This window comes from Mycolicibacterium aromaticivorans JS19b1 = JCM 16368 (assembly GCF_000559085.1).
In the GTDB taxonomy this organism is placed as follows: domain Bacteria; phylum Actinomycetota; class Actinomycetes; order Mycobacteriales; family Mycobacteriaceae; genus Mycobacterium; species Mycobacterium aromaticivorans.
Genome location: NZ_JALN02000001.1, coordinates 5,387,730 through 5,412,257 on the forward strand (window position 1 = coordinate 5,387,730; position 24,528 = coordinate 5,412,257).

The 24,528-nt window shown below is 65.0% G+C and carries 20 protein-coding genes; 10 read left to right on the top strand and 10 right to left on the bottom strand.

Features of this window, described 5'->3' with window-relative positions:
* Positions 1-4: 4 nt before the first annotated feature.
* Positions 5-1,420, bottom strand: a complete 1,416-nt coding sequence (locus Y900_RS25810) for a mechanosensitive ion channel domain-containing protein (RefSeq protein WP_036345272.1) — start codon at positions 1,418-1,420, stop codon at positions 5-7.
* Complete coding sequence (locus Y900_RS25815; protein WP_081845244.1) at positions 1,420-3,642, bottom strand: adenylate/guanylate cyclase domain-containing protein; 2,223 nt, start codon at positions 3,640-3,642, stop codon at positions 1,420-1,422. Before Y900_RS25815 ends, Y900_RS25810 begins: the two co-directional genes overlap by 1 nt.
* 169 nt (positions 3,643-3,811) lie before the next feature.
* On the opposite strand from Y900_RS25815, the gene Y900_RS25820 reads away from it, so the two are divergent.
* Positions 3,812-4,666: an alpha/beta fold hydrolase gene (locus Y900_RS25820; protein ID WP_051660273.1), complete on the top strand. Its 855-nt coding sequence runs from the start codon at positions 3,812-3,814 to the stop codon at positions 4,664-4,666.
* Here Y900_RS25820 and Y900_RS25825 read toward each other — a convergent pair.
* On the bottom strand, positions 4,663-6,270 hold the full coding sequence (locus tag Y900_RS25825; protein ID WP_036345274.1) for a flavin-containing monooxygenase: 1,608 nt from the start codon (positions 6,268-6,270) through the stop codon (positions 4,663-4,665). The genes Y900_RS25820 and Y900_RS25825 overlap by 4 nt on opposite strands.
* Before the next feature lie 119 nt (positions 6,271-6,389).
* On the opposite strand from Y900_RS25825, the gene Y900_RS25830 reads away from it, so the two are divergent.
* From Y900_RS25830 to Y900_RS25840, 3 genes are read left to right on the top strand one after another with little or no spacing between them, the layout of a single operon-like run.
* Positions 6,390-7,571, top strand: a complete 1,182-nt coding sequence (locus Y900_RS25830; protein WP_036347839.1) for an acyl-CoA dehydrogenase family protein — start codon at positions 6,390-6,392, stop codon at positions 7,569-7,571.
* Positions 7,572-7,584: 13 nt separating this feature from the next.
* On the top strand, positions 7,585-8,493 hold the full coding sequence (gene bphC, locus Y900_RS25835; protein WP_036345275.1) for a biphenyl-2,3-diol 1,2-dioxygenase: 909 nt from the start codon (positions 7,585-7,587) through the stop codon (positions 8,491-8,493).
* 1 nt (position 8,494) lies between these two features.
* Complete coding sequence (locus Y900_RS25840) at positions 8,495-9,952, top strand: FAD-dependent oxidoreductase (RefSeq protein ID WP_036345277.1); 1,458 nt, start codon at positions 8,495-8,497, stop codon at positions 9,950-9,952.
* Positions 9,953-9,956: 4 nt separating this feature from the next.
* Here Y900_RS25840 and Y900_RS25845 read toward each other — a convergent pair whose 3' ends face one another.
* The 6 genes from Y900_RS25845 to Y900_RS25870 all read right to left on the bottom strand — a co-directional run bounded on the left by Y900_RS25845 (position 9,957) and on the right by Y900_RS25870 (position 16,464).
* Positions 9,957-11,255, bottom strand: a complete 1,299-nt coding sequence (locus Y900_RS25845; RefSeq protein ID WP_036345278.1) for an HNH endonuclease signature motif containing protein — start codon at positions 11,253-11,255, stop codon at positions 9,957-9,959.
* An 85-nt stretch (positions 11,256-11,340) separates the two neighbouring features.
* Positions 11,341-12,195, bottom strand: coding sequence for an enoyl-CoA hydratase (locus tag Y900_RS25850; RefSeq protein WP_036345279.1), 855 nt, complete (start codon positions 12,193-12,195; stop codon positions 11,341-11,343).
* Positions 12,196-12,326: 131 nt separating this feature from the next.
* A complete protein-coding gene (locus Y900_RS25855) occupies positions 12,327-13,202 on the bottom strand; it encodes an SDR family oxidoreductase (protein WP_036347840.1) in 876 nt (291 codons plus the stop codon).
* A gap of 14 nt (positions 13,203-13,216) precedes the next feature.
* Positions 13,217-14,050 carry a mycofactocin-coupled SDR family oxidoreductase gene (locus tag Y900_RS25860; protein ID WP_036345280.1) on the bottom strand — a complete coding sequence of 278 codons (834 nt, stop codon included), beginning with the start codon at positions 14,048-14,050 and terminating at the stop codon, positions 13,217-13,219.
* On the bottom strand, positions 14,047-14,850 hold the full coding sequence (locus Y900_RS25865) for a mycofactocin-coupled SDR family oxidoreductase (RefSeq protein ID WP_036345282.1): 804 nt from the start codon (positions 14,848-14,850) through the stop codon (positions 14,047-14,049). The genes Y900_RS25860 and Y900_RS25865 overlap by 4 nt, the downstream gene beginning before the upstream one ends.
* Complete coding sequence (locus tag Y900_RS25870) at positions 14,851-16,464, bottom strand: flavin-containing monooxygenase (protein WP_081845245.1); 1,614 nt, start codon at positions 16,462-16,464, stop codon at positions 14,851-14,853.
* Positions 16,465-16,566: 102 nt separating this feature from the next.
* Here Y900_RS25870 and Y900_RS25875 point away from each other — a divergent pair, with 102 nt between their 5' ends.
* From Y900_RS25875 to Y900_RS25900, 6 genes are all read left to right on the top strand, one after another.
* Complete coding sequence (locus tag Y900_RS25875; protein ID WP_036345286.1) at positions 16,567-17,646, top strand: ferredoxin--NADP reductase; 1,080 nt, start codon at positions 16,567-16,569, stop codon at positions 17,644-17,646.
* Positions 17,647-17,745: 99 nt separating this feature from the next.
* Positions 17,746-18,939 (top strand): acyl-CoA dehydrogenase family protein, encoded by a 1,194-nt coding sequence (locus tag Y900_RS25880; protein ID WP_036347842.1) that lies wholly within the window; start codon positions 17,746-17,748, stop codon positions 18,937-18,939.
* Between the two features lie 11 nt (positions 18,940-18,950).
* Positions 18,951-19,859 (top strand): biphenyl-2,3-diol 1,2-dioxygenase, encoded by a 909-nt coding sequence (gene bphC / locus Y900_RS25885; RefSeq protein WP_036345287.1) that lies wholly within the window; start codon positions 18,951-18,953, stop codon positions 19,857-19,859.
* Positions 19,856-21,325, top strand: coding sequence for an FAD-dependent oxidoreductase (locus Y900_RS25890; RefSeq protein WP_036345289.1), 1,470 nt, complete (start codon positions 19,856-19,858; stop codon positions 21,323-21,325). Before bphC (Y900_RS25885) ends, Y900_RS25890 begins: the two co-directional genes overlap by 4 nt.
* A 164-nt stretch (positions 21,326-21,489) precedes the next feature.
* Positions 21,490-22,323, top strand: coding sequence for an IclR family transcriptional regulator (locus Y900_RS25895; protein WP_036345291.1), 834 nt, complete (start codon positions 21,490-21,492; stop codon positions 22,321-22,323).
* The gene (locus Y900_RS25900) at positions 22,320-23,243 is read left to right on the top strand and encodes a LipP1 family hormone-sensitive lipase (protein ID WP_036345293.1); all 924 of its coding nucleotides are present in this window, start codon (positions 22,320-22,322) and stop codon (positions 23,241-23,243) included. The genes Y900_RS25895 and Y900_RS25900 overlap by 4 nt, the downstream gene beginning before the upstream one ends.
* On the opposite strand, the gene Y900_RS25905 is transcribed toward Y900_RS25900, so the two are convergent.
* Complete coding sequence (locus Y900_RS25905) at positions 23,220-24,431, bottom strand: NADH:flavin oxidoreductase (protein WP_036345295.1); 1,212 nt, start codon at positions 24,429-24,431, stop codon at positions 23,220-23,222. The genes Y900_RS25900 and Y900_RS25905 overlap by 24 nt on opposite strands.
* Positions 24,432-24,528 lie beyond the last annotated feature (97 nt).

Sequence of the window (24,528 nt, forward strand, 5' to 3'; positions counted from 1 at the left end):
TCGCTCAATCAATGTCCACTTCGGCCGTCGGGTCGAGCGCCCGCAGTACATGTGCACGACGTTCCTCGATCGTTCGGCCCAGTTCCTGCAGCAGCCGCGGATTGTGTTGGACAAGCTCGGCGATCTTGTCGCGTCCGACGTACACCGCCGTGACTTCCCCGACGGCGTAGGCAGACCCGAGGACCGGCTGACGGGTCAACGTGGATTGGCCGAGGAAGGAACCTTCGTCCTGAGTCCAGGCGACAACTTCAGACCCGTCCTCCGTGATCGCGTTCATCTGAACGGTTCCCGCTAGGACGAATGTCATTCCGGACGGGGTCTCGCCCGGACGTTGTATCCGCTCTCCGTCGGCGTAGCACTCGATCCGAGCATGCTCGATCAGGTCTTCATGCTCATCGTGGCTGAGCCGGAAAGTCGGACCGACTACCTTGAAGATGGCCTCTTCGACCCGCTCCGGAGTGGAAAACGTATCGTCGGCTTCGTCGAGGTGTAGCCCTTCCCTGCGCGCCGCGTACCAGATCCAGCGCCGGAATCTTGCCTTGGCCTTGCCGTCTTCTGCGGGCGATATCAACGGAATTTTTGTCCGATACACCATCCCACCGATCGGAACGGTGTTGGGGCTTCGGCTGGGGTCGCACTGCGGAAGCTCCGATGCGGCGAGGGTGAGCATGGCGCATACCCGTTCGGGCGGATCGTCGTGGGCGAAGACAGTCTCCACCTCGCACGTGTGCTTACCTTCTGGGCGGCTGAGATTGGTGAATGATGCCGCGGCAAGCACCGAGTTCGGGGTGATCTGAAGCCCTGTCCCGGTTTCGAGGTGGATGGCACGCCAATTCACTTCCACCACTTGGCCCTTTGCCTGAGGGGTTTGCAACCAGTCGCCCAGCCGGAACGGCTGCTCAAAGAGCATCAGCAGCCCCGAGATGATCTGACCGACCGAGTTCTGCAGCGTGAGGCCGACGACGATCGAGGTGATACCGAGAGCAGTGAACAGTCCCTTGACGTTCGCGCCCCAGATATAGGCGAAGATCATCGCCAGGCCTACTGCGATGATCACGAACCGCACCACGTCGAGGAAGATCGACGGCATCCGTTTTCGCCACGAACCGTCGGGCGCGCTCTGGAACAGTGCTGCGTTGATTCCCGACAGCATCAGGACCAGCACCACGAAGGCCGCCAGCGTTGAGACGACCCGCACCGAAGTCGCCTGCGGCGGAATCCGATTGGCCTCGAGCATCAACAGCAGCAGCGCGGCCAGCGGCAGCAAGTAATTTCGCAGGATCGTGACGGGCCGTAGCAGAACACTCTGCTTGCGCTGCAAGGCGTGCTGCCACTCGGTGAGCGCGACCAGGCCCAGTGGCAACCCGACCGCGATTCCCACCGCCCAGTAGAACCACGCCGAGGCGAAGATGTCAGCCATCAGCGACGCTCCGAGAGTCGCCAGATCGGTTGAGCTTGACCCTCAACCAGGGTTGTCCCAGCCGCCTCGAACCGCATCGTCTCCTGTAAGACGTCGTGAACGCCTGAGGTGACATAGATCCCGGGTTGCGGTGAGCCATCCTTGATCTGGTGGGCCAGGTTGACGACCGACCCCCACATGTCGTAGACCACCGACGGCCTGCCGAGCAGGCCGCTGCTGACGGTGCCGGTATCGATACCGGCTCGCAGACTGAGGTCGTTGCCGGTCTCGTTGTTGAACCGGCTGACGATCTGCTGGCATTCCAACGCGAAATCCACTGTCCTGCGGACATTGTCCAACCTCGGGACAGTGAGCCCACAGCTGGCCAGATACCCGTTCCGTACGGTGCGCACGGTTTCCATGCCGAGCGTTTCTGCGGCCGCGTCGATCTGTCGGATCAGTTCGTTGATCAAAGTCAACGATGCGTCCGGGGCCAACTCCGCCTGAAGTCGTTCAAGCCCGATGATATCGGCGAAGATGACCGTCACATTCTGGTGCTCGAAGGCAATCGTCTCCTCGCCCTGCTTGAATCGCTCGGCCAGCGAGTCGGGCATCAGCGAGCGCAGCAATTCGTCGTTCTCCTTGCGCTGCTGATTGAGCAGGTCTTCCTTAACGGTCAGGCTGCGGCCCATCTCATTGAAAGCCTGTGTCAGATCACCGATTTCGTCACGGGTATCGACCGGGATGGCAACGTTGTAGTCGCCGGCGCTGATCCGCTGCGCCCCGGCTTCAAGCCGCCTGATCGGGCGAACAAATATCTGCGCCAGATAGATCGCCAGAAGGCACACCACAAAAATGATCCCGGTGGTGACCAAAACCATGGTCTTGGTGAACGAGGTTTCGCGAGCGAACGCTTCGCTGGTATCCACTTTCGCAACGATTGACCAGTGCAGGTCGGAGTCCTTGATCACTACCGGCGCATAGGCCTGCAGCGTGTCCTGACCCAGGTAGTCCTGGGTGATGATGGTTCCTGTCTCGCCCTTTTGGGCGTTACGGGTCGCGGCCGAGGTCATCGGCTGAACCAACGTCGTGCCACCCTGCCGGATCGCCATATCGGCGACGTCGGGAGGAGTGCCGGCGTTGACGACGTCGGTCTTGTACTGCTGAGGGTTTTCCAGGAATACCCTCGAATCCGATCGCATCAGCTCGTCGGGACCGCCCAACACCGTCTCCCCAGTGTCACCCATACCGACTTCCCGCCAGCGCTTGTCGAACGTCATCAATCGGTTGATCTTGGTGATCGGAAACTGCAGGGCCAGCACCCCGGCAGCGCGGCCGTCTTTGAGTATCGGCGCCACCATCCACGCGGTCGGCTGCATTTCGGCCGGCTGATAGAACTCGAAATCGGTGAACCCGACATAGTCGACGGTGTTGGACGACATCGCCTTTGAATACGCCGAGTGTAATTTGGATCCGGCATAGGGACCGTCGAGGACGTTCGTCCCGAGGTCTACATCCTTGTAGGCGCTGTAGACGACATTGCCGCGACCGTCTATCAGAAGCGCGTCTTGAAACTCGTAGCGTGTAACGATCTGCCGGAAGAAGTCTTGATACTGAGCATTGGCGGCCGACCACGCACTTCCGTCGTTGGCGTTATCCAGATCGATGGAATATTGATCGCCGTCGTCGAGATTGAGGGGCCGTTTCGCGGTGTAGTTGGCCTGCAGATACCGCTGGGCGTTGGAGGTGGGAAGCACAGCGCTGGAATCCAGCTTGGTTCCGCTGTACTGTTCTACCTCTTTGACGAAGCCGTTTTTGTAGTAGTCGGTGATGGTCTGCGATTGCGCGGGAGTGATCTGCGCATTTGCCAGCTGGTCGAATCCCGCCGTGAACGCCTCGAGCGCGTTGCGAGCGACCACTCCGTGGGTATAGATGATCAGCGAATTTCTCAAATCGGTGATCTGAGAAGTCAGCTCGCGCGTCTGGGACTCCCGCACCTCGGTCAGCCGGCTGAATACGGCGTCGCGCATCTCACTGCGCCCGGCTTGGAACGCGATACCGCCGATCACCACTGATGCGACCACGGTGCACAGCACCATCATCAGTATCAATTTGGACAGGATGCTGACGTGCGCCAGCAGACGGCGGCGGCGGAAGCGGTCAAGGCGGGTTCGCGATGCCACCGGCGCCGACTCGTGCTCGGCGACCGTCTGGGCAGCCTCGTGCGCAGACACTTCGGTCATAGGCATCCCTTCGCCCGCCGTGGCCCGTAAGACACGCGTTCGGAGAGCAGATTACCGCACATTGTGACCCATGAGGCTGATGTGGCCATGGTGAATCAGCCGAGGTGAGCGCCCGGCCAGCGGTACACCTGGTTGCCACACCCGCGCATCCGATGGTCGGATAGCACCCGTGGACACGACTTACGAAGGCACCAAGCGCGAGATCGCCACCGAGAAGGGCGTTCTGCGCTATCACGAGGCCGGCGAGGGCCCCACCCTGCTGCTGCTGCACGGATCCGGGCCGGGAGTCACCGGCTGGCGCAACTTCCGCGGCAACCTGGCATTTTTCGCCGAGCGCTATCGGTGCCTGGTGCTGGAGTTCCCCGGATTCGGGGTGAGCGACGACTTCGGCGGCCACCCCATGCTGGATGCGCAGGCGGCGGTGCCCGCTTTCGTCGATGCGCTCGGCCTGGAGAAGGTCGACGTCATCGGCAATTCGATGGGCGGCGGCGTCGGCATCAACTTCGCGATCAATCATCGCGACCGGATCGGCAAGCTGGTCACCATCGGCGGCATCGGCACCAACATCTTCAGCTCGGGACCCAGCGAGGGCATCCGGTTGCTCCAGGAGTTCACCGAGGATCCCACCCGTCAGCGGCTCATCGACTGGCTGAACTCCATGGTCTACGACCCGGCACTGGTCACCGAACAGCTCATCGAGGAGCGCTTCGCACTGGCGACCGATCCCGAGACCCTCGAGAGTGCGCGGCGGATGTACGGCAAGGCGGCGTTCGCGGCGATGACGAAGATGATGCGCAACGCTGACTTCCCGCTGCCGTGGGCCATCATGCACAAGGTCAAGGCACCCACCCTGTTGACGTGGGGCCGTGATGATCGGGTCAGCCCGCTGGATATGGCGCTGATCCCGATGCGCACCATCGCCAACGCCGAGTTGCACGTGTTCCCCAACTGCGGACACTGGGTGATGATCGAGGCCAAGCAGGCGTTCGAAAGCACCGTGATGAGCTTCCTGCAGCGCGATTAGCTCTTCCTGATCAGGTCGAAGCCCCGGTATCCGTCGGCGGCGACTTCGGCGCAGATGTCGTTGTAGACCCCGAAGCCACCGATGAAGAGCATGAAAACCCTTGGCTTTCCGGGCACATTGGCGCCCAGGTACCACGAGTTGGCTTTGGGGAACAGCGTGGTGGCAGCGCGCTGGTCGAGCTCGGCGAGCCAATTCTCGACGGCGTCAGGGCGTGCCTCGATGCCGGCGTATCCGTTCGCATTGAGATAGCCGATGGCCGCGGCGATCCAATCCACGTGCGCCTCGGCGTGCAGGACCATGTTGGCCAGCACTGCCGGCGCCCCCGGGCCGGTCACGACGAACAGGTTGGGGAAGCCGTCGTCACCAAGACCCAGGTAGCTGCGTGGGCCGTCGGCCCAGTCCTCGGCCAAGCGCTCTCCCCCACGCCCGACGATATCGATCTTGCCCAAAGCCCCTGTGAGTGCGTCGAATCCGGTGGCGAACACGATCGCATCGAGATCCACGTGCTCCGCGGACGTGGTGATGCCGGTGCGGTCGAGCGACACGATCGGGGTGCGGCGGACGCTGATCAACGTCACGTTCGGCCGGTTGAAGGTCTGAAAGTAGTTGGAATCGGTGCAGATTCGCTTGGTTCCGATCGGATGATCGTCGGGTATCAGCAGTTCGGCGACTCCCGCGTCGTCGATGACCGCACGAACCTTCTCCTCCCAGAATTTTCGCGCCTCGTCGTTGGCGGTTTGGTCGGTGAGCTGATCGGGGAACGTCTTGGAGAACAGCACACCGCCCAGGCGCCAACGTTTCTCGAATGCCTCCTGCCGCTCCTGCGCCGAGACCTCCATCGTGGGGGTGGTTGTGCCCACATAGGGCGAGCCGCCACCACTTCGCATCGAGAGCCGCCGGCGCTCGGCGTAATTGGCCTTCACCTCGGCGACCTGCTCGGCGGTCAACACGGAATTGCCTGCCGGAATGCTGTAGTTGGGGGTGCGCTGAAAGACATACAGATGATTCGCCTGCTCGGCGAAGACCGGGATCGATTGGATACCTGAGGAACCCGTGCCGATCACCGCAACCCGCTTACCGGTGAAATCCACGCCCTCGTGCGGCCAGTGCGCGGTGTGGTAGATCTCTCCGCCGAAGCTGTCCAGCCCGTCGAACGCAGGCGTGATCGCGGCCGACAACGCCCCGGTCGCCATCACCACGAACCGCGCGGTGGTCACCCGGGCGTCCTCGGTCGTCACCGACCAGCGCAGCGTGTTCTCGTCCAGGACCGCTGAGGTCACCCGGGTGTCGAAAGTGATGTCCCGGCGAAGGTCGAGCGTGTCGGCAACCCAGTTCAGGTAGGCCAGGATCTCCGGTTGGGTGGCGTATTTCTCGGTCCACGTCCATTCCTGCTGCAGCTCGTCGGAGAACGAATAGCTGTAGTCGACGCTCTCGACATCGCACCGGGCTCCCGGATAGCGGTTGAAATACCAGGTACCGCCCACCTCGGGTGCCGCCTCGAACACCCGGACCGACAGCCCCTGATCGCGGAACTTGTGCAGCGCGTACAGCCCGGCGAATCCGGCGCCGACGACGACCACGTCGAGTTCGTCTGCTGCGGTCATGTCCAGCAGACTAGGTCGAAATTCTGACGTTGCCCCGCTCATCGAGACATTGCCCGATACCGACCGTCGCGCCGGTTCAGGATGAAACCAACAGCCCAGACCTGGACTAAGGATGCATGATGACCGCTTCGGTGCTCGACAAGACGATGGAGCTCGCCGACCAGCTGCGTGAGCAGGCCGTACAGGCCGAGAAGATCGGCCAACTCACCGACGTCACCGTCAAGGCGATGAAGGACGCGGGCCATATCCGGCTGCTTCAGCCGGCCAAGCACGGCGGCCTGGAAGTGCACCCGCGGGAGTTCGCCGAGACCGTGATGGCGTTGGCTTCGCTCGACCCGGCGGCCGGTTGGATCAACGGCGTCGTCGGCGTGCATCCCTACCAGCTGGCCTATGCCGACCCGCGGGTCGCCGAGGAGATCTGGGCCGACGACGTCGACACCTGGGTGGCCTCGCCCTACGCTCCGCAAGGCATCGCCCGGCCGGTCGACGGCGGCTACATCTTCAACGGCCGCTGGCAATTCAGCTCCGGAACCGACCACTGCGACTGGATCTTCCTGGGCGCCATCAAGAGCGACGCCGACGGCAAGGTGCAGATGCCGCCACAGATGCTGCACATGATCCTGCCGCGCAAGGACTACACCATCGTCGAGGACTCCTGGGATGTGGTGGGGCTGCGCGGCACCGGCTCCAAGGACGTCATCGTCAAGGACGCCTTCGTGCCCGAGTACCGGGTGATGGACGCGTTCAAGGTCATGGACGGCACTGCCCAGCGCGAAGCCGGGATGACCGACACCCTGTACCTGATGCCGTGGTCGACGATGTTCCCGCTGGGCATCTCCTCGGCCACGATCGGCATCTGCGAAGGCGCGCTCGCCGCTCACCTGGACTACCAGCGCGAGCGGGTCAGCGCCGCAGGCACCGCCATCAAGGACGACCCCTACGTGATGTACGCGATCGGTGAGGCCGCCGCCGATATCAACGCCGCACGCCAGGAGATCCTGGCCAACGTGGACCGGATCTACGACATGGTGGACTCCGGCAAGGAGGTCTCGTTCGAGGACCGTGCGGCCGGGCGGCGCACCCAGGTGCGTGCGGTGTGGCGTGCGGTCAGCGCCGTCGATGAGATCTTCGCCCGCTCCGGCGGCAACGCGATGCGGATGGACAAGCCGCTGCAGCGGTACTGGCGCGACGCCCACACCGGGATGGCCCACGCCATCCACGTGCCGGGCACCGTGTATCACGCGTCGGCCCTGAGCTCCTTCGGTGTCGATCCGCAGGGCCCGCTGCGGGCGATGATCTGACCGGGACGCCACCGTGAGCCTGCTGAAGAGCCTCGGCTACGTCACGATCCATACGGCTGACATCGATCGGTGGCGCCAATTCGCCTTCGGCGTACTGGGATTCGCCGAAGGAAAGGGGCCCGATCCGTCCGCGCTTTACCTGCGCATGGACGAACGCGCGGCGCGGATCATCGTGGTGCCCGGCGACGGAGATCGGATCGCGACGGTGGGCTGGGAGGTCCGCGACCACGCTGCTCTGGAACAGGTGAAAGAAGTGCTCGACCGGGCCGGGGTCGCCTATACCCAGCTGTCGCAGTCCGAGGCCGACGACCGCCGAGTCGAGGAGGTCGTGGCGTTCGACGACCCGGCGGGAACCCACCTGGAGGTCTTCCACGGCGCCGTGCTGGATCACAGCCCAGTCGTGACCCCGTTCGGTGCGCGATTCGTCACCGACGACCAAGGATTGGGCCACGTCGTGCTGCCCGCACTCGACGCGCCCGGCCTGTTCGACTTCTACACCCAGGTACTGGGCTTCGTGTCCCGCGGTGCGTACCGGGTTCCGCTGCCCAAGGAATTCGGCCCGATCCGGATCCGCTTCCTCGGGATCAACGAACGTCACCACAGCCTGGCGATCGCCCCGGCGATGCACCAGCGCGATCCCGGCCTGATTCACATGATGGTGGAGGTCGACACCCTCGATGCGGTCGGCGAGGCGCTAGACCGCATCGCCGCGCAGGAGTTCCAGCTGTCGTCCACACTCGGTCGGCACACCAACGACAAGATGGTGTCGTTCTACGTCCGCGCCCCCGGCGACTGGGATATCGAGTTCGGCACCGGCGGTGTGCGGATCGACGAAAATCACTACACCGCTGAGGAAATCACGGCCGACAGCTATTGGGGTCACAAGTGGGTCGGCGACCTGCCCGCCGCCATGCGGCCCTGACATGACCGGCGTCCGCCCGGTTCCGGCCACTTCGGTGACCACCTGGGACCACGAGGCCGACGTGGTGATTGCCGGCTACGGGGTCGCCGGTGCGGCCGCGGCAGTCGAGGCTGCCGGCGCAGGCGCCGATGTGCTGGTGCTCGAACGCGCGGGCGCCTGGGGTGGGGCTGCCGCGCTGGCCGGCGGGTTCATCTACATGGGCGGGGGTACCGGGCTCCAAAAGGCTTGTGGCTTTCATGATTCCGCCGAGAACATGGCGGCGTTCCTGGCTGCCGCGATGGGCCCCGGCGCCGACCGCGCGCGCATCGCCGATTATTGCGAGGGCAGTGTCGCCCACTTCGAGTGGCTGGTGGCCTGCGGGGTGCCGTTCAAGCCGGAGTTCTTCGGTGAGCCCGGCTGGGAACCGCTGGGCGACCAGGGGCTGATGTACAGCGGCGGCGAGGACGCCTATCCGTTCAACACCGTCGCCGAGCCCGCGCCGCGCGGACATGTCCCGCAGATGCAGAACAAGAAGCAGGGCCAGGCCAGCGCCGGCTTCATGTTGATGAAACCCTTGGTGCAGAAAGCGACCGACTTGGGGGTCCGGGCACTCTACGACGTCCGCGTGCAGTCCCTTGTGGTCGAATCCGACGGCCGCGTCACCGGGATCACCACACGCCAGTACGGGACCGAGGTCACCATCCGGGCCCGGCGGGGCGTGGTTCTGGGCACCGGCAGCTTCGCCTACAACGAGTCGATGATGGACCGCTTCACACCCCGGATTGCCGGTAGGCCGGTCTCCGCGGTGGAACAACATGACGGTCAAGGCATCCGGATGGCGCAGGCGCTCGGCGCTGACCTGGCACATGTCGACGCCACCGAAGTTGCGTTCCTGGTCGACCCGCAGCAGTTGGTGCGCGGCGTTCTGGTCAATTCGCGCGGGCAGCGCTACGTCGCCGAAGACACCTATCCCGGCCGCGCCGGGCAGCTCACGCTCTATCACCAGGAGGACACGGCGTATCTCATCCTCGACGGGGATGCCCAGGACGAGGCCGTGGCATCACAGACGCCGAAACTGATTCTGCGCAAGCCGAAGTGGGTGTGCGAAACCGTCGCCGAGCTCGAGGCCGAAATCGGGCTGCCGTTCGGCAGCCTGCAGGACACGGTGGCGCGCTACAACGCTGCCGCGGCCCACGGTGAGGACCCGCTGCTGCACAAGAAGGCGCGCTGGCTGCGTCCGATAGGCAGCCCGGTCGGCGCTCTCGATCTGCGACACGCCACCGGCGGGTTCCCATTGGGCGGCCTGCGTACCAACCTCGATGCACAGGTGCTGCATGTCAGTGGCGAGCCGATCCCCGGGCTCTACGCTGCCGGTCGCTGCACCGCCGGCCTGGCGGCATGGGGTTACGCCAGCGGCATCTCGTTGGGAGACGGCAGTTTCTACGGCCGCCGCGCCGGACGCTCAGCCGCCCGGGGCTAGTGCATCAGCCGCCGTCCCCTCGGTCTTTCTCGTCATCTCTGGGCAGCAGGCGTTCTGGGTGGTGATAGTCGTTGGTGCCGCCGCGTAGCGGGACGCCGAGCGGTGGGGTCCATTCGGTCTGGCCGTCGGGACGTTGGCGGGTGGTCCAGCCCTCGTTCTCGACAACGAGATTGTCGCATTTACATGCCAGGGTCATGTCGTCGATATCGGTCTTGCCGCCGTGTTTCCAGTCCTTCGCCGCATGGTGAACCTGGCTGTTGTAACCGTTGACCGTGCAGCCGGGCGCGGTACAGCCGCGATATTTGGCCAACAACATGATTCGCTGATCGGCCGATGCCAACCTCTTGCTGCGCCCCAACCAGAGCGACTTGCCCGTGACTCCGTCGAACACCGCCAGATAGTTGTACGACGGCGCGGCCGCTCTTATAAGGTCCGTGATGGGGATCAGTGTCCCGCCGGCGGTGACGGCGTGCCCCGCGCCTGCTTGCAGCTCCTGCAGGGTGGTCGTCACGATCATGGTGACCGGAAGTCCGTTGTGCCGGCCCAGTTTCGGATCGCCGAGACGGCTGCGGACCACATCGGCCAATGCGTCGTGTTGGCGCTGGGCATGACTGCGCACATCATCGGGCTCCGGCGCGGCGGTCTTCGCGAACAATGCGTCCAGCTGTGCCCGCAGCAGTGGATCGGCGATCAGCTTCCCGACGCTCATCCCGTCCGGGCGCTGGCCCCCGCACCATTGGAAGCCGCGCTTGCGCGCCCGGTCCTCCTCGGAGTACTTGCCGTCGGGGTTGAGGTGTACGGCCAACCGATCGGCCACCTTCTCCAGTTGATCGGGCCGCATGGTCCGGGCATGCTGCGCCAAGGCCCGTTCGGCGTCATCCACCTCGACCGGGCCGACGTGATCGGGCAGATCACGGAAGAACTTTTGAATGACCCGCACATGCTCGCCGTCCAATTCGCCGGCTGCCCAGGCCTTGCCGGTCTCCGGCAGTAGTGCCGCCAGTGGCTCACCGGTCAGCGTGGTGCGCGGGGTCAGCTGTTCGGCGTCACGGAGTCGGCGCTTGGCCGCCGTCCGGCTGATCCGAAGCACGTCAGCCAACACGATCGGAATCGGCGGACAGCCCGCGTAGCGCTCCAGGTGGGTGATCTGCTGATGAGATACCGCCCGCTGGCGGCGCACCGCACGTTCCAGACGTTCTACCGCCGCGAACCGCTGGGGTGCGGGCAGCTCCTCGATGTCAGCGGCACCCAGCATCTCGACCGCGGCATCGAGCGCATCCAGCGCCGCCGTGATCGAAACCATGTTCGAATTCTACGTCGGATCACCGACAGATCCGCCGTGGACGACGGACCCTGTGGATGAACACAGATCTGTGGAAAACTCTGGGCTACAGCCGTTTACGAGGTGTGGACATCGTCTTGGCATCCAGCCCGCCGAGCGAGTCCTGACCCACCTCCACGTTGTGCGCATGCGCGAAGTGGTGCAGCCCGAACACGGCGTCCATGCCGTTACGCAGTCCCATCTGGTCTTCGCACTGATTGACCGCTCGCTTGGCCAGCGCGAGACCGAATCTCGGCATCGTCGCGATGCGCCCGGCGATCTCGAAGGTCGCCTCCCGAAGTTCGGCCTTCGGCACGACTCGACTGACCATCCCGACTTCGTAGGCGCGTTGCGCACCGAACTTGTCTCCGGTGAACAGCATCTCTTTGGCGAACCGGGACCCCAGAATCCAGGGGTGCGCGAAGTATTCGACCCCTGGAATGCCCATTCGCACCACGGGATCACTGAAGAAGGCATCCTCCGAAGCGACGATCAGGTCGCAGACCCAGGCCAACATGAGCCCGCCGGCAATGCACGCGCCGTGCACCATCGCGATGGTGGGTTTCGGAATCTCGCGCCACCGCCGGCACATACCCAGATAAACCTCGATCTCACGGGCATAGCGCATGTCGCCGCCCTCTTTGTCGACGTGATCCCACCAGAGCGCGGCCTTGTTCTCGTAGGACACGTGGTGGTCGCGGTCCGGTGTTCCGATGTCGTGGCCTGCGCTGAAATGGTCACCGTTGCCCGCCAAGACGATGACGCGCACATCGTCGTCGGAGACCGCACGCTGAAACGCCGCGTCGAGGGCATAGGTCATGACCGAATTCTGCGCGTTGCGGTACCGCGGTCGGTTCATCGTGACCAGCGCGGTCCCGCCGACGACTTCATAGGTCACCACGTCGCTGTCGACTGCAGTCATATCAGATCCTCCGCCCATTCCATGTGTGCCACCAATCTGCATCGCGGTCGAAGCGCAGTCACACAACATGTGCCATTGACTGGGAATCGACCGGGTCACACCCGGGCGAACACTATCTCCGCGGTTCGACCTTACGACCGTCGGGATCGCACCCGCCTGAACGCAAACATTCGGTACAGATACCTCGGTATCCCGGCGTTCGGAACCCGCCGCGGCCAGTGTGTGGCGCGGAAGTACGCGTCCGATCCCCCGTCGACGAAGATAACGCTGCCGCAGAGGAAGTCAGCGGCGTCGGAAACCATGAACCGCATCCACTCACCGAGGTGGTGAGGCTTGCCGAAACCTCCGATGGGCACCGGGAACGATGTGACGGCCCTGGCCTCGCGCTGGGTAGCGAGCTGTTCACCGAGCAACGGCGTATCCACAGCACCCGGCGCGATGGCATTCAACCGTATCCCGGCGCCGGACCAGTCCTGCTGCACCGCAGTCAGGCGGACCCAGCGCATCAGCGCGATCTTCGATGCGCCGTAGGCCATCGCCGGCGCCGCCGATCGAAACATCCGTACAGCGCGCACCGCGGCGTCGACGTCACCGCGTAACAACGCGCGCACCGCACGGCCGGGAACCATCGGCATGGTGGTCGCCGAATTGCTGCCCACGACAACGACCTTCGCGGAGTCGGCAGCGGCTAGTGCGGACCGCCACGCCTCGAGCAGCTCGACGACACCCAGATAGTTGACCGACATGATGGTCGGGACGTTCTCCGCTCCGGGCCGAGGGCCGACTCCCGCGGCCAAGACTGCACCGTCGAGCCCCCCGTTCGCCAATGCGAGCACCGCGCGGGCGGCACGTGACCGTCCCTCGGCGGTCGAGAGATCGGCGATCACCTCGGTGTCGCGGAGGTCCACGCCGATCACATGGTGGCCATCAGCTCTCAAGAGGTCGGCTGCGGCCTTTCCCATTCCGGACGCCGCACCGGTCACGGCGTAGACTTGCTGCTTGGACACCTGTTTCACCACACTCATCGTTGAGTCGCGCCGGCGTCCACCGGCAAGCTGGCCGAGGTGATGTAACGCGCCTCGTCGGATGCCAGGAAGAGACTGGCGTTGGCGACGTCCACCGCTTCGACCCACGGCACCGGCAGCATGTTCATCCGGGTGGCTGACTCGGCGAACTCATCCCTGGTCGGCGGCCGGATCAAGTCGGGTCGAAACGCACGTCGTACGACGTCGTTCTGAATCATCGGTGTATCGACGTTGGTCGGATGCACACAATTGACCCGGATCCCATGTGGCGCGACATCGATTGCGAGGCTTCGCATCAACCCGACCACACCGTGCTTGGCGGCCGTGTAGTGCGCGACGCCGACCAAGCCGCGCAGCCCGGCGATCGAGCTGACCAGCACCACGGAGCCGCCGCCACCATGGATCAGATGGGGTATGGCAGCAGTACAGGTGTTCCACACCCCGGTGAGGTTGACGTCCAGCATCGTCCGCCACATCGATTCCGTCATGTCGGCGGCGAATGCACGGGACGTGATTCCGGCTGTCGCACAGACGATATCGAGCCCGCCGAAATGGTCGGCACCTCGATCGGCTGCCGCGCGCAGCGCATTCACGTCGCGCACGTCGACGACGTCGGTCACAATGCGACCACCACGAGCCTCGACCAACCGCGCCGTCTCGTCGAGGTCCTCCGGCGTGCTCGGCGGCACCTGCACGGAGTCGACCGGCCCGCAGATGTCAACGCCCACAATTGCCGCACCCTCGTCGGCGAAACGGACCGCCTGGGCACGGCCGATGCCGCGTGCCGCCCCGGTGATGAACGCGGTCTTCCCCGCCAGCCGCCCGGTCATGTCGTCTTCTGGGTCAGGCCCGCGTCAACCACCAGTTGAGCTCCGGTGATGTAGCGGGCATGGTTCGATGCGAGAAACACGACGGCATTGGCCACGTCGACGGACTCAACCCACGGGACCGGAAGCAGGTTGCGCGCGGTGAGAACCTCGGCAGCGTCGGCTTCGGTGGGATTGTCGAGATCGGGCCGCAGCCGCTTATAGGTTGCCGCGTTGCGCACCATGGGTGTGGCGACCGCGCCGGGGTGCACGGTATTGACCCGAATACTGCGAGGACCCAGCTCATTGGCGAGTGTGCGGGCCAGTCCGACGACGGCATGTTTACTGGCGGTGTAGTGCGCGGTACCGGCGGTGCCTCGTAAACCGTTGGTGGAGCTGATGATCACGACTGAGCCACCGTCAGGACCGATGTGCGGCAGCCCGGCACGGACCGTATGCCACACGCCGGTCAGATTCACGTCGATGGTGCGCTGCCAGTCTTGCGGAGTGATCTGCCACGCGGGCCCGCCGGGAGAATGGATACCGGCGTTGGCGACGACGACGTCGAGGCGGCCGAGTTTCCCGACACCGTCGTCGACGGCGGCGGTGACTGCGGCGAGATCGGCGACGTCCGCTGTTCCGCCCACCGCACGCCGGCCCCGCTGTTCGACCCGGTGTGCGGTGTCGCGGAGCTCGTCCGCGGCATCGACGTGGTCGACCATGATGATGTCGGCACCTTCGTCGGCGAACCGCTCACAGTGCACCCGACCGGTGCCGCGACCCGCACCGGTGACGAGCACGACCTTGTCTGCCAGACCTGACACTCACTGCGCCTTGAGCAGGTCGAAGCCCTTGTATCCAGCGGCGGCCACCTCATTGCAGATGTCCAGGTAGGTCCCGAATCCACCGATGAACAGCATGAATTGGCGGGGCTTACCCGGCACGTTCGCGCCCATGTACCAGGAGTTGGCTCTGGTGAACAGTGTCGCCTCAGCGCGCTGCGCACACTCCGCAATCCAGTTGTCGACAGCTTCGGTGCTCGGCTCGATGGCGTCGTAGCCGCAATCATCGAGGTACTCGATGGCGTCGGCGATCCAATTCACGTGGGCCTCGGCATGAAGGACCATGTTCGCCAAGACCGCGGGAGCACCCGGACCGGACACCAGGAACAGATTGGGGAACCCGTCGGTGCCCAATCCGAGGTAGGTGCGCGGTCCGTTCCCCCAATCGTCGACCAACCGCCGGCCACCGCGGCCGACAATGTCGATCTTCGCGAGTGTGCCGGTCATGGCGTCGAATCCGGTCGCCAAGACCAACGCGTCGATCTCGAAGTGGGCGTCAGAGGTGGCGATGCCGGTCTCGTCGATCGACTCGATCGGAGTCTTCTTCACGCTGACCAGAGTGACGTTGGGCCGGTTGAAGGTCTGGAAGTAGTTGGAGTCGGTGCAGATTCGCTTCGTGCCGATCGGATGGTCGTTCGGAATCAGAAGCTCCGCGAGCTCGGGATCGTCGATCACCGACCGGATCTTCTCTTCGTAGAACTTGCGCGCTTCCTCATTGGCCTCCAGGGAAACCATCTGGTCGGTGAAGGTCTTCGAGAACAGCACACCGCCGAGCTCCCAACGCTTTTCAAACGCGGCACGCCGTTCCTCGGGAGTCGCCTCCATGGTCAGCTTGGGATGCGCGACGTGCGGTGACCCGCCGCCGCTGCGCCATGACATCCGTCGTCGCTCGCCGTAGTTGGCCTTGGTATCGGCGACCTCCTCGGCCGTCAACGGCCGGTTGCCTGCCGGGACGCTGTAGTTCGGCGTGCGCTGGAAGACATACAGCTGCTCGGCTTGTTCGGCGATGATCGGTATGGATTGGACGCCTGAGGATCCCGTACCGATGACAGCAACCCGTTTGCCGGTGAAGTCGACGCCTTCGTGCGGCCAGTGCGCCGTGTGGTACACCTCGCCGCCGAAGGTGTCCAAACCGGTGAAGTCGGGGGTCATGGCGGCAGACAGTGGCCCGGTCGCCATCACGACGAATCGCGCGTCGACCTTCTCCTCGGTGTCGGTGCTCACGGTCCAGCGCAACGTCTGTTCGTCGAGCACGGCGCCCATCACACGGGTGTTGAAGGTGATATCGGAACGCAGATCGAGCTTGTCGGCGACCCAATTGATATAGGCCAGGATCTCCGACTGGGTGGCATATTTCTCGGTCCACGTCCATTCCTGCTGCAGCTCATCGGAAAACGAGTAGCAGTAGTCCACACTCTCGACGTCACACCGGGCGCCGGGGTAACGGTTGAAGTACCAGGTGCCACCCACGTCAGGTGCCCCCTCGAACACCCGGACGGACAGCCCCTGCGAGCGGAACTTGTGCAAGGCATACAGGCCAGCGAACCCGGCCCCGACCACAACGACATCTACGGAGGTCTTCGCTTCACTGCTCACGCGCCGAACGGTAAGCGGTTCCAAGGCTTCGGTACGAGGTCTCTCCCGGTCACCGGACGCCAAGACGGCGTCTGCCGGGCATCGCGCCGGAGAATCGATCCCATGTCCAACGTCGACAACGGCAGTGAAGTGGTCACCCCGGGACGGGGTGTAGTGGTGACGGTAGCCGATGTCATACCGGAGGGCTCCGACGCGATGTCACTGGTATTCGCAATTCCCGACGACCACCATGACCGGTTCGTCTATCGGCCCGGACAGTTCCTGACGCTTCGGGTACCCAGCCGACAGACCGGCTCGGTGGCGCGATGCTATTCGCTGGCGAGCTCGCCGCACACCGATTCCGCACCCAAGGTCACAGTGAAACGGACCGCCGACGGGTACGCATCGAACTGGCTGTGCGACAACATATCTCCAGGGGACTCCATCGAGGTGCTACCACCTTCGGGGGCATTCACTCCGGCCGACCTCGATGAAGACTTCCTGCTGTGGGCGGCTGGCAGCGGTATCACGCCCGTGATTTCGATTCTGAAATCCGTGCTGGCAGCTGGTACTGGCCGAGTTGTGCTGTGCTATGCCAACCGCGATGAGCGCTCGGTTATTTTCGCCGACGAGTTGCGCCAACTGGCCGCCCGATACGCCGGGAGGTTGACGGTGCTGCACTGGCTGGAATCCGTGCAAGGTCTCCCCACCCGCACGCAGATGAGTGGGTTCGCCCACACGGTTCTGGCGGGTTCTGCGACGGTGCAGTCGTTCATCTGCGGGCCTGCGCCGTTCATGGCGATGATCAAAGACGCTCTCGCCGAGGCGGGCATGGCACGCGAACAGGTCCATCTCGAAATCTTTCAATCCCTCACGGGTGACCCGTTCACCGACGATATCGCGGCGACACAAGTCGGTCCCGGCGATGGCGACGCCGTCAGCGTGCTCCTGGACCTGCACGGCGAGAGCCACCGATTGCGGTGGCCGCGACGAGCGACGTTGGTGGACACCATGATCGCCGCCGGCGTCGACGTGCCCTACTCATGCAAGGAGGGCCGTTGCGGGTCGTGCGCGGCAACCGTGGTGCGCGGCGAGGTGGACATGGCCACCTGCGACATTCTCGAGCCCGAGGATCTGGCCGACGGCGTGATCCTGGCCTGCCAAGCCCGACCGGTCTCCGATGACCTGCACATCGAGTTCTGAGCCCGCCGACAACAGTTTTCCGCTGACCGGGAACCGTTGCCGCAATCCCCGCACCACCGGTACACGATCGACGGCACCCAGCGACGATAGGACCAGATGATGACTGAGCGGGTAATCGACCGGGTGCGCCAGATCGCCGAGGAACTGCGCGGCCAGGCCACTGAGGGTGAGAAGGTCGGCAAGCTCACTGACGAGACCGTGAAGCTGATGAAGTCGGCGGGAAACATCCGCCTGCTTCAGCCGAAGATTCACGGCGGGCTGGAAGTTCATCCGCGCGAATTCGCAGAGACGGTCATGGCCACTGCCGCGCTCGACCCGGCCGCCGGCTGGATCAACGGCGTGGTCGGTGTGCACCCCTATCAGTTGGCGTATGCCGATCCCAAGGTCGCCGCCGAGGTGTGGGCCGATGACGTCGACACCTGGGTCGCGTCGCCCTACGCGCCACAGGGCGTCGCAACGCCGGTCGACGGCGGTTACATCTTCACCGGCAGATGGCAATTCAGCTCTGGCACCGACCACTGTGACTGGATCTTCCTCGGTGCGATGCTCGGTGACGCCGAGGGCAAACCGCTGATGCCGCCGCAGATGCCGCCGCAGATGCTGCACATGGTCCTCCCCCGCCGGGACTACGAGATCGTCGAGGATTCCTGGAACGTCGTCGGACTGCGCGGCACCGGTTCCAAGGACGTCATCGTCAAAGACGCGTTCGTGCCGTCCTACCGCACGATGGATGCGACGAAGGTCATGGACGGCACCGCGCAGCGCGAAGCCGGAATGACCGACACGCTCTACCTGATGCCGTGGTCGACCATGTTCCCGCTGGGGATCAGCGCCGCGACCATCGGGATCGCCGAGGGCGCACTGGCCGCCGCGCTGGACTACCAGCGCGAGCGGGTCAGCGCCAGCGGGGTGGCGATCAAGGACGACCCCTACGTCATGTACGCCATCGGGGAGGCGGCCGCCGACATCAACGCCGCGCGGCAGGAATTGCTCGCCAACGCCGACCGCATCTACGACATGGTCGACGCGGGCAAGGAGGTCTCATTCGAGGATCGGGCGGCGGGTCGACGGAGCCAGGTTCGCGCGGTGTGGCGCGCGGTGTCAGCGGTCGACGAGATCTTCGCCCGCTGCGGTGGCAATGCGGCACGGATGGACAAGCCGCTGCAACGGTATTGGCGTGATGTGCACGTCGGTCAGGCGCACGCGATCCACGTTCCCGGAACGGTCTACCACGCCTCCGCACTGAGCTCGCTCGGTGTGGATCCGCAGGGACCGCTCCGGGCGATGATCTGAGGCGGAGAAGCATGCGTCTGATCAAAGGGCTGGGCTACGTCGCCGTGGCCGCCTCCGATATCGAACGCTGGCGGCATTTCGCGTTCGGCGTTCTCGGTTTTGCCCAGGGCAAGGGTTCTGATGCCTCGGCGCTGTACCTGCGGATGGACGAGCGGGCCGCGCGCATCATCGTCGTCCCCGGTGATGTCGACAAGATCGTCACGGTCGGATGGGAGGTGCGCGACCACGCCGACCTGGAGCGGGTCAAAACCTCGCTCGATTCCGCCGGGGTCCCGTTCAAGCAACTGTCCCTGCAGGAAGCCGACAGCAGGCGCGTCGAGGAAGCGATCACCTTCGAAGATCCCGCCGGAACCTCGCTCGAGGTCTTCCACGGTGCGGTCCTCGACCACTCCCCCGTCGTGACCCCGTTCGGCGCCCGATTCGTCACCGGCAATCAGGGACTGGGCCACGTCGTGCTGCCGGCCCTCGACGTCGACGGAGCGTTCGCGTTCTACACCGACGTCCTGGGGTTCACGTCCCGCGGCGCGTTCCGGGTCCCTGCGCCGCCCGAGTTCGGGCCGATCCGGGTGCGTTTCATGGGTGTCAACCAACGACACCACAGTTTGGCGATATGTCCCGCGCAAACGGTTCGCGATCCCGGGCTCATCCACCTGATGGTCGAGGTCGACTCGCTTGACACGGTGGGCCAGGCGCTGGATCGGGTGAATGCCGAGGGCTTTGCACTATCGTCGACCCTGGGTCGGCACACCAACGACAAGATGGTGTCGTTCTACGTGCGCGCGCCCGGCGATTGGGACATCGAATTCGGCACCGAAGGGATGCGAGTCGACGAAATGTACTACACCGCAGAGGAAATCACCGCTGACAGCTACTGGGGGCATCAGTGGGTGTCCGATCTTCCGGCGGCCATGCGTCCATGACAGTCGACGATGACGTCAGCCCGGTCCCCGCATCGACGATCGACCATTGGGACCACGAGGCCGATGTGGTCATCGTCGGCTACGGAATCGCCGGTGCGGCGGCGGCGGTGGAAGCGGCGCGTGGCGGCGCCGATGTGCTGGTGCTCGAACGCACCGGGTCGTGGGGTGGCGCCGCGGCGATGGCCGGTGGCTTCATCTACCTGGGCGGCGGTACCCCGATCCAGAAGGCCTGTGGTTTCGAGGATTCGCCGTCGAACATGGCGGCCTTCCTCAACGTGGCGATGGGGCCGGGGGCTGATGAAGCCCGCATCGCGGACTACTGCGATGGCAGCCTGGAGCACTTCGACTGGCTGACGGACTGCGGTGTGCCGTTCAAGCCGGAGTTCTGGGGTGAGCCCGGGTGGGAGCCGCCCGGCGACCAGGGTCTGATGTTCACCGGCGGCGAGAACGCCTACCCGTTCAACACGATTGCCGAACCCGCTCCGCGCGGCCATATCCCGCAGATGACCGGCAAAGTCGCCGGCGAGAAGAGCGGCGGCTTCATGTTGATGAAGCCGCTGGTCGAAACCGCCACCTCGCTCGGCGTGCGGGCGGTCTACGACGTGCGGGCGCAGACGCTGATCGTCGAATCCGACGGCCGGGTGGCAGGAGTGCTGGCGCGCCAATACGGCGAGACGGTGCGGGTGCGGGCCAGGCGCGGGGTCATGCTGGCCGCCGGCAGCTTCGCCTACAGCGAGTCGATGGTCAAGCAGTTCGCCCCGGCCATCGCGGGACGCCCCGCCGCGTCCATCGAACAGCACGACGGCCGCGCGATCCGGATGGCGCAGGCACTCGGCGCGGACCTGGCACACATGGACGCCACCGAGGTGGCGTTCCTGATCGATCCGCAGCAGACCGTGCGCGGCGTTCTCGTCAACGGCCTCGGTCAGCGCTACGTCCCCGAGGACATGTACTCCGGCCGGATCGGGCAGTTGACGCTGTACCGGCAGCAGGACACCGCCTACCTGATCATCGACGGCGACGCACAAGAGGACGCGATGGCGGCGACATCGGCCACGCCGTTCCTCAAGCGGCCAGCGACGTGGGTATGCGAAACGGTCGCCGAGCTGGAGGCCGAGATCGGTCTCCCGGTCGGCTCCCTTCAGGCGACGATCGGCGCCTACAACGCGGCGGCCGCGCGCGGCGAGGATCCGTTGCTGCACAAGAAGCCGGAGTGGATCAAGCCGGTCGGTGTCCCGGTCGGCGCCATCGACCTGCGAGCCAGCTGCGGCGGTTTCACGCTCGGCGGCCTGATGACCTCATTGAACGGCGAAGTGCTCCACGTCAGCGGCAACCCGATCCCCGGCCTGTTCGCGGCCGGCCGCTGCACCGCGGGCCTGGCGGCATGGGGCTATGCCAGCGGTGTTTCACTCGGTGACGGCAGTTTCTACGGCCGTCGAGCCGGTCGCGCCGTAGCCAAGGCCTGACGGCCGTACCGCCCCTCTGAGGGCGGCGGTCCTCCCCCACACCTCGCTATGCCTTCACCGATCTGTCCGCGTGTTCGTGTGACAGCGCACACACCGCCGTGCTACAACTATATGACTATTAGTTATATGCCTGGTTGGCATGCCGCTGAGACTGGGAGGCCTTCATGACACTGACTGTCGAGAAGTCGGGCGAGACACCGAGCGCCGTCATTGACCGGATTTCGCTGGTCTTGGACTCATTCGACGGTCCGGGTCGACTGACGCTCGCGCAGATCGTCCGTCGAACGGGCCTCCCGCGGTCGTCGGCGCACCGCATGCTCGAGCGCCTCGTCGCATTGCGCTGGCTGCGCCGCGACGGCCGCGACTACGAACTCGGGATGCGGCTGGTCGAACTGGGATCGTTGGCACTGCATCAAGATCGCATCCATCGGGCCGCCATCCCACTACTGCGCGACCTGCACCGGGCAACGGGGCTCGTCGTGCACCTGGCGGTTCTCGACGGCTCCGATGTGGTGTACCTGGAGAAGATCGGTGAGCAACTGGGAGCGGCGATCCCGACTCGCGTCGGCAGTCGGCAGCCGGCCCACTGCACGGCGATCGGCAAAGCGATCCTCGCCGACAAGGACGTCACCGAGGTTGACCTGTCCGACCGCAAGACCCGGTTTTCGATCGCCACCGCTCCGCAGCTGGCCGCCGAGATGGCCAAGGTTCGCGCGCACGGCGTGGCCTTCGAACGTGAAGAGTCGCTGCCCGGCTTCGGGTGCGTAGCGGCGCCCATCGGCCCGGACGGTCACGCGGTGGCAGCAGTCTCGGTGTGTGGACCGATGAATCGGATGGCCTTCGACAGCCGACTGGTGGCACCGGTGAGAATGACGGCCATGGCTATCTGGCGAAGCGCCGAGGGCGGTCCGGACCGAGTCGCTCCCACGCTGCAGCCGCTTCGTCCACTGCGCACCGGCCCCGCGCCCCGCCCCATCGGGCGTCTGCAGCCGGCGTGACTCTCGACCCTCAGATCGCCGGCCTGATCGACACGCTCGACTCCGGGTTCCCACCCGTGCACACGATGACTGGCGCCCAAGCGCGCGCCGCCATCCGCGCCCGTTTTGTGCCGAACCCGAATCCCGAACCGGTGTCGCACGTCGTCGATCGCCAGATCGAGGTCGCGGGCGGCAGCGTGGGTGTCCGCATCTACCGGCCCGAGTCCGATGAGCCGCTGCCGATACTCGTGTATGCCCACGGTGGCGGGTTCGTATTCTGCGACCTCGACAGTCACGACGGCTTATGCCGCAACCTCGCCAATTCGATTCCGGCCGTGGTGGTCTCGGTCGACTATCGGCTGGCACCCGAGCACCGATGGCCCACCGCTGCCGAAGACGTCTTCGCCGCCACCCGGTGGGCAGCGTCGCATGCGGCCGAACTCGGCGGCGATCCCGGCCGGATCGCGGTGGGCGGGGACAGCGCGGGCGGAAACCTTGCGGCAGTCACCGCGGTGATGGCCCGAGATCGTGACTCCGTGGCCATCGCCGCGCAGTTGCTGCTCTATCCAGTGATCGCCGCCGACTTCGACACCGAGTCCTACCGGCGTTTCGGCCGCGGCTACTACAATCCGCGCCCGGCGCTGCAATGGTATTGGGATCAGTACGTGCCTGCGGTCACCGACCGTCAGCATCCGTACGCCTCGCCACTTCAGGCGGATCTGACCGGGCTGCCGCCCGCCGTCGTGGTGGTGGCCGGGCACGACCCGCTGCGCGACGAAGGCAACGCCTACGCGAATGCCTTGACCGCCGTGGGCGTTCCGACCACCCGATGCTCCTATGACGGCGGCATCCACGGTTTCATGACGATGCCGATGCTCGACGTCGCCCACCAGGCCCGTCGGGAGGCCGGCCGCGCGTTAGGTGAGCTGCTCCGACGCTGACGGCACTGCCGCACCGTAGCGCTGCACCGGGTCGAGCACACAGTGCGTCCGGCCGAAGACCGTCACCATGCACTTGTTGTTGTGGTTGCACCGGCTACGCGAATCGGGTTGCAACATCATCGAATTGACGCGGTCAGGTTCGCGCAGCAGCGCCCGGCCCATCGCGAAGAAGTCAAACCCCTCGGCCAGCCCGGTCTCCAGATGCTCGCGCTCGGTGATGCCGCCCAGCAGGATCAGCTTGGTATTGCGCATGAGCGGCACGAATTGGCGCGCGGCATCCAGCATGTACATGTCCTGGTACGGATACACCCCCATCGTCCGCTTGCCGAACAGCCGAACAGCCGGACGCAGCGCGGGCGGCATGACCCCGGCGAACTCCTTGACCGGCACATCTCCCCGGAACAGGTACATCGGCTTGAACACCGACGAGCCCTGGGTCAGTTCCAACGCATCCAGGGTGGCATCCGAGTCGAGAAGCTGTGCGGTGCGTAGTGCCTCGTCGATCCAGATGCTGCCGGGCAGACCGTCGTCCATGTCCAGTTTGGCGATCACTGCGATCTGATCGCCCGCTACCTCGCGGACGTGCTGGGCAATCTCGCGGACCAGCCGCGAACGATTATCGATGCTGCCGCCATAGGAGTCCTTTCGCCGATTGATGAGTGGACTGAGAAAGGAACTCGGCAGATACAAATGGCCGAAATGCAGTTCGACCGCGTCGAATCCGGCATCGATTGCCACCTGCGCGGCGAGACCGAATTGCTTGATGACGGCGCGGATTTCCTCGACGGTGATGGCGCGGCAATACGCCATGGACGTCGGATTGACGAATCGACTGGGGGCCACCGCCGTGACACCGGTGAGCTTTCGGGGCGCCACCACTCCGGCGTGTCCGAGTTGTGCCGATATCGCTGCCCCGGCTCCATGTATGGCGTCGGTGAGTCTGCTCAGACCCGGAAGCGCCGCGTTGCTCATCACGATCTGACCCGGCGCGCTGGCACCCTGGGGCGACACACAACAGTAGGCGACTGTCGTCATGCCGACACCGCCCTCGGCGAAGGCCAGGTGGAACGCGATCAAGTCGTCGGTGACCTCACCGGACGGCGAGCGCCCTTCGGAGGTGGCGGCCTTGATCACTCGGTTGCGCAGGGTCACCGGTCCAAGGCGCGCCGGGCTGAACACATCGCTCATCGCATCACGATCGCGCCGCCACCACGTGCGGTCAACAGTGGTTTCCCGTTGGCTGGGAGCCGCTGCGGAACACCGCGGCCACGGACCGTAGCGTCGC

Coding starts and splice junctions, on each gene's coding strand:
- Y900_RS25810 (WP_036345272.1), bottom strand. CDS start 1,420: ATGGCTGACATCTTCGCCTCGGCGTGGTTCTACTGGGCGGTGGGAATC.
- Y900_RS25815 (WP_081845244.1), bottom strand. CDS start 3,642: ATGACCGAAGTGTCTGCGCACGAGGCTGCCCAGACGGTCGCCGAGCAC.
- Y900_RS25825 (WP_036345274.1), bottom strand. CDS start 6,270: ATGACCGCAGCAGACGAACTCGACGTGGTCGTCGTCGGCGCCGGATTC.
- Y900_RS25830 (WP_036347839.1), top strand. CDS start 6,390: ATGACCGCTTCGGTGCTCGACAAGACGATGGAGCTCGCCGACCAGCTG.
- Y900_RS25840 (WP_036345277.1), top strand. CDS start 8,495: ATGACCGGCGTCCGCCCGGTTCCGGCCACTTCGGTGACCACCTGGGAC.
- Y900_RS25845 (WP_036345278.1), bottom strand. CDS start 11,255: ATGGTTTCGATCACGGCGGCGCTGGATGCGCTCGATGCCGCGGTCGAG.
- Y900_RS25850 (WP_036345279.1), bottom strand. CDS start 12,195: ATGACTGCAGTCGACAGCGACGTGGTGACCTATGAAGTCGTCGGCGGG.
- Y900_RS25860 (WP_036345280.1), bottom strand. CDS start 14,050: ATGACCGGGCGGCTGGCGGGGAAGACCGCGTTCATCACCGGGGCGGCA.
- Y900_RS25875 (WP_036345286.1), top strand. CDS start 16,567: ATGTCCAACGTCGACAACGGCAGTGAAGTGGTCACCCCGGGACGGGGT.
- Y900_RS25880 (WP_036347842.1), top strand. CDS start 17,746: ATGACTGAGCGGGTAATCGACCGGGTGCGCCAGATCGCCGAGGAACTG.
- bphC (WP_036345287.1), top strand. CDS start 18,951: ATGCGTCTGATCAAAGGGCTGGGCTACGTCGCCGTGGCCGCCTCCGAT.
- Y900_RS25890 (WP_036345289.1), top strand. CDS start 19,856: ATGACAGTCGACGATGACGTCAGCCCGGTCCCCGCATCGACGATCGAC.
- Y900_RS25895 (WP_036345291.1), top strand. CDS start 21,490: ATGACACTGACTGTCGAGAAGTCGGGCGAGACACCGAGCGCCGTCATT.
- Y900_RS25905 (WP_036345295.1), bottom strand. CDS start 24,431: ATGAGCGATGTGTTCAGCCCGGCGCGCCTTGGACCGGTGACCCTGCGC.